Source organism: Paracoccus sp. (in: a-proteobacteria), assembly GCF_047973135.1.
In the GTDB taxonomy this organism is placed as follows: domain Bacteria; phylum Pseudomonadota; class Alphaproteobacteria; order Rhodobacterales; family Rhodobacteraceae; genus Paracoccus.
This window is the reverse complement of sequence record NZ_JBKEBL010000186.1, coordinates 1-4,208: the sequence shown is the minus strand read 5'-3', so window position 1 is coordinate 4,208 and position 4,208 is coordinate 1. Positions and strand designations below refer to the sequence as shown.

9 protein-coding genes are annotated in these 4,208 nt (G+C 60.6%); all 9 read right to left on the bottom strand.

Annotation, left to right across the window (positions count from 1 at the left end; all coding sequences use genetic code 11):
• Positions 1-24: 24 nt before the first annotated feature.
• A complete protein-coding gene (gene rplN, locus ACK5L9_RS14445) occupies positions 25-393 on the bottom strand; it encodes a 50S ribosomal protein L14 (protein ID WP_010400243.1) in 369 nt (122 codons plus the stop codon).
• Between the two features lie 75 nt (positions 394-468).
• A complete protein-coding gene (gene rpsQ / locus ACK5L9_RS14440; RefSeq protein WP_416912168.1) occupies positions 469-714 on the bottom strand; it encodes a 30S ribosomal protein S17 in 246 nt (81 codons plus the stop codon).
• Positions 715-726: 12 nt separating this feature from the next.
• The gene (gene rpmC, locus ACK5L9_RS14435) at positions 727-933 is read right to left on the bottom strand and encodes a 50S ribosomal protein L29 (RefSeq protein ID WP_416912167.1); all 207 of its coding nucleotides are present in this window, start codon (positions 931-933) and stop codon (positions 727-729) included.
• A 203-nt stretch (positions 934-1,136) separates the two neighbouring features.
• Positions 1,137-1,544, bottom strand: coding sequence for a hypothetical protein (locus ACK5L9_RS14430; protein WP_416912166.1), 408 nt, complete (start codon positions 1,542-1,544; stop codon positions 1,137-1,139).
• Positions 1,545-1,720: 176 nt separating this feature from the next.
• Positions 1,721-2,134, bottom strand: a complete 414-nt coding sequence (rplP, locus tag ACK5L9_RS14425; RefSeq protein ID WP_416912165.1) for a 50S ribosomal protein L16 — start codon at positions 2,132-2,134, stop codon at positions 1,721-1,723.
• A 12-nt stretch (positions 2,135-2,146) separates the two neighbouring features.
• Positions 2,147-2,857 carry a 30S ribosomal protein S3 gene (rpsC, locus tag ACK5L9_RS14420; protein ID WP_416912164.1) on the bottom strand — a complete coding sequence of 237 codons (711 nt, stop codon included), beginning with the start codon at positions 2,855-2,857 and terminating at the stop codon, positions 2,147-2,149.
• Positions 2,857-3,237 carry a 50S ribosomal protein L22 gene (gene rplV / locus ACK5L9_RS14415; protein WP_416912163.1) on the bottom strand — a complete coding sequence of 127 codons (381 nt, stop codon included), beginning with the start codon at positions 3,235-3,237 and terminating at the stop codon, positions 2,857-2,859. Before rplV ends, rpsC begins: the two co-directional genes overlap by 1 nt.
• 5 nt (positions 3,238-3,242) lie before the next feature.
• Positions 3,243-3,521, bottom strand: coding sequence for a 30S ribosomal protein S19 (gene rpsS / locus ACK5L9_RS14410; RefSeq protein WP_416912162.1), 279 nt, complete (start codon positions 3,519-3,521; stop codon positions 3,243-3,245).
• A 3-nt stretch (positions 3,522-3,524) separates the two neighbouring features.
• Positions 3,525-4,208, bottom strand: a 684-nt coding sequence (gene rplB, locus ACK5L9_RS14405; RefSeq protein WP_416912161.1) for a 50S ribosomal protein L2, incomplete at its 5' end; no start/stop codon positions are given.

Below are 4,208 nucleotides of genomic sequence, written 5' to 3'. Positions count from 1 at the left end.
CGCCCTTTTTCAGCTTGGCAGCCATCACAGCACCTCCGGCGCAAGCGAGATGATCTTCATGAAGTTCTTGGCGCGCAATTCGCGCACGACCGGCCCGAAGATACGGGTGCCGACCGGTTCGCCCTGGTTGTTCAGGATAACGGCGGCATTGCGGTCAAAGCGGATCGAGGTTCCATCCTCGCGCTTCACTTCCTTGGCGGTCCGAACGACAACGGCCTTGCGGACGTCCCCTTTCTTGACCCGGCCCCGTGGGATGGCTTCCTTGACGGACACGACAATGATGTCGCCCACCGACGCATAGCGACGGTGCGAACCACCCAGGACCTTGATGCACTGAACCCGGCGTGCGCCAGAGTTATCAGCAACATCCAGATTGGTCTGCATCTGGATCATTTGGTTTCTCCCGACCTTTGGGGACCGGACGCGCCGGCCCCAGGGTTTCGATCAATGACTGATCTGTTGAAGGACTTATGCCGGGACGGCATCGTCCGTCAGGACAGTCCAGCGTTTCGTCTTCGAGATGGGCGCGCATTCGACAATGCGAACGATGTCGCCCACCTTGAACTGGTTTTCCGCGTCATGCGCCCGGTATTTCTTGGACGAACGCACGGTCTTGTGCAGCAGCGGATGCTTGAAGCGGCGCTCGACCAGAACGGTGACGGTCTGTTCGTTCTTGTCGCTGGTGACGCGGCCTTGCAGAATGCGTTTGGGCATGGGCCGGACTCCTTAGTTCGAGGCCGCGGCTTCCGCCGCTTTCTGGTTCAGAATGGTTTTCACACGAGCCACGTCGCGGCGCACGCTACGCATGCGGGCGGTGCTTTCAAGCTGGCCGGTGGCCTGCCGGAAGCGCAGATTGAACGCTTCCTTCTTCAGCGCGACAAGCTGATCTTTCAACTGGTCGGGCGATTTTGCCGTCAGTTCCTTGGCGTCCATTGCGCCTGTTCCTTCTTTCAACATCACCGGAGAGCCCCGCATTCCACGGGCCACCCTGATTCCGGTGGAGTTTCGTGATGAAGGCCTGCCAATACACGGAGGATGCAGGACTGGCAAGGGGCAAGCGCCGATTTCCCGGGCAATCGCCCGATGCGGCACGCAAGGCCCCGTCAAAGAGACGGGGCCGACGGGTCTGCACCCCCTCAGATCGGATTGTTGTTCCACTGGAATTTCATGATACTCGGCAGCTTGGAATTATATCGCACCGTATGGACCGAACGGGTGCTGGAATAAAGCGACAGCTTGTAGGTGTCGCCCGACTGATCCGTGAAGGCCAGATACCAGCTTCCGCCGAATATGCCGCTGGGGCCCTGCCCGTCCACCTGAATGACGTAATCGTAAATACCCGGCGAGGCCATCAGCGTGACCGAATAGACGCGCGCGCCGTCATTGCCGACGACACAGCTTTGCAGGTCGGTACTACCGTTGATCGCCATGATCTGTAACGGCGCCAGACCCTTGGTCGCAGTGGCGGACGAATTCTCACCGCATTTTCCCGTGAAATCGGCCGTGGGATAAGCAGCAATCTGTTCCAAAAGCTCGGTCGTCATTGTCTGGTCTCCTGTGTCTCGGTAAGGCGGCGGGATGACCAATTCACCCCTCTCGCCCTCACAGTTGACCCGCGATCCGGCTTTCAATCTGTACGTTGCCGCACAGAACCAGCGAAAAAGCCCCGCCAGAGTGATCCGGCGGGGCGAATATCCTGCGACAGGACGGCGGGTTGGACTTACCAGTCCTCGCGCGCGACGATGCGGGTCTGAATCGGCAGCTTCATCGCGCCAAGACGCAGTGCCTCGCGGGCAATGGTGTCGCTGACGCCGTCGATCTCGAACATGATCCGGCCGGGATGGACGCGGGCGGCCCAGAAATCGACCGAACCCTTGCCCTTACCCATCCGCACTTCGGTCGGTTTCGAGGAAACCGGCACGTCCGGGAAAATCCGGATCCAGACCCGGCCCTGACGCTTCATGTGGCGGGTGATCGCGCGGCGGGCCGCTTCGATCTGACGGGCGGTGACACGCTCGGGCTCAATGGCCTTCAGCGCGAAAGAGCCAAAGTTCAGGTCGAATCCGCCCTTGGCCTGACCGTGGATGCGGCCCTTGTGCTGTTTGCGGAACTTTGTCCGTTTCGGTTGCAGCATTGTTTCTACTCCTTACCGGGCGTCGCGGCGCGGGCCACGGGGCGTCGGACCCTCCTGAGCCTCGGCGGCCTTGCGGTCGCGGGCCTGGGGGTCATGCTCCATGATCTCGCCCTTGAAGATCCACACCTTGATGCCGATGATCCCGTAGGGGGTCGTGGCTTCGGCCAGCGCGTAATCGATATCGGCGCGCAGGGTATGCAGCGGCACACGGCCCTCGCGATACCATTCGGTCCGCGCGATCTCGGCACCGCCAAGGCGGCCTGATACGTTCACACGGATGCCAAGGGCACCCATACGCATCGCGTTCTGCACCGCGCGCTTCATCGCGCGGCGGAACGAGACGCGGCGTTCAAGCTGCTGGGCAATAGATTCGGCAACCAGCGCAGCATCGACTTCGGGCTTGCGCACCTCGACGATGTTCAGATGCAGTTCGCTGCCGGTCAGATTGGCCAGCTTCTTGCGCAGCACCTCGATATCGGCGCCTTTCTTGCCGATGATCACGCCCGGACGCGCGGCATGGATCGTGACGCGGCACTTTTTGTGCGGGCGTTCGATGATGACGCGGCTGATGCCGGCCTGCTTGGCCTCTTTCTTGATGAAATCCCTGATTTTCAGGTCTTCCAGCAACAGATCGCCATAATCCTTGTCATCGGCATACCAGCGGCTGTCCCAGGTACGGTTGACCTGAAGGCGCATCCCGATAGGGTTGACTTTCTGACCCATTACGCTTGCTCCTCGACTTGGCGAACCTTGATGGTGATTTCCGAGAACGGCTTCATGATCTTGCCATAGCGGCCACGGGCCCGCGGACGGCCCCGCTTCATCACCAGGTTCTTGCCGACCCAGGCTTCGGCGACGATCAGGCTGTCCACGTCCAGCCCGTGATTGTTTTCGGCATTCGCGATGGCCGACTGAAGGCATTTCTTCACGTCGCCTGCGATGCGCTTGTGCGAAAACGTCAGATCGGCCAGCGCGCGATCAACCTTCTTGCCCCGAATCAACTGAGCAACCAGGTTCAGTTTCTGCGGCGAGGTGCGAAGCATCTTGGTCTTGGCCATCGCTTCGTTCTCCGCCACGCGGCGCGGATTCTGTTCCTTACCCATGACGATTACGTCCTCTTGGCTTTCTTGTCCGCCGCGTGACCGTAATAGGTGCGGGTGGGCGAATATTCACCGAATTTCTGGCCGATCATCTCTTCCGAGACGTTTACCGGGATGTGCTTGTGCCCGTTGTAAACGCCAAAGGTCAGACCGACAAATTGCGGCAGGATGGTCGAGCGGCGCGACCAGATCTTGATGACGTCCGAGCGCCCCGACTCACGGGCCTTTTCCGCTTTCCTGAGCACATAGGCATCAACAAAGGGGCCCTTCCAAACAGAACGTGCCATTGGTTAACGCCCCTTCTTCTTCGCGTGACGCGACCGCAGGATATACTTGTCGGTCGCCTTGTTGCTGCGGGTTTTCTTGCCCTTGGTGTCCTTGCCCCAGGGCGTCACCGGCGTGCGGCCACCCGAGGTCCGGCCCTCACCACCACCATGCGGGTGGTCGATCGGGTTCATCGCGACACCGCGACCACTGGGGCGGATACCCTTGTGACGGTTGCGACCGGCCTTGCCGAGGTTCTGGTTCGAATGATCGGCATTCGACACCGCGCCAATGGTCGCCATGCATTCCTGCCGGACCATCCGCAATTCGCCCGAGGACAGGCGGATCTGGGCATAACCGCCGTCGCGACCGACGAACTGGGCATAAGTGCCAGCCGAGCGGGCGATCTGGCCACCCTTGCCGGGCTTCAGTTCCACGTTATGCACGATCGTGCCGATGGGCATGCCGCTGAAGGGCATGGCGTTGCCGGGCTTTACATCGACCTTGGCGCCGGCGACGACCTTGTCACCCACGGCCAGACGCTGCGGCGCGATGATATAGGCGCGTTCGCCATCTTCATAGCTGATCAGCGCAATGAAGGCAGTCCGGTTGGGGTCATATTCGATCCGCTCAACCACTGCATTCATGTCAAATTTGTTACGCTTGAAATCGACGATGCGATACAGGCGCTTTGCCCCGCCGCCCTTGCG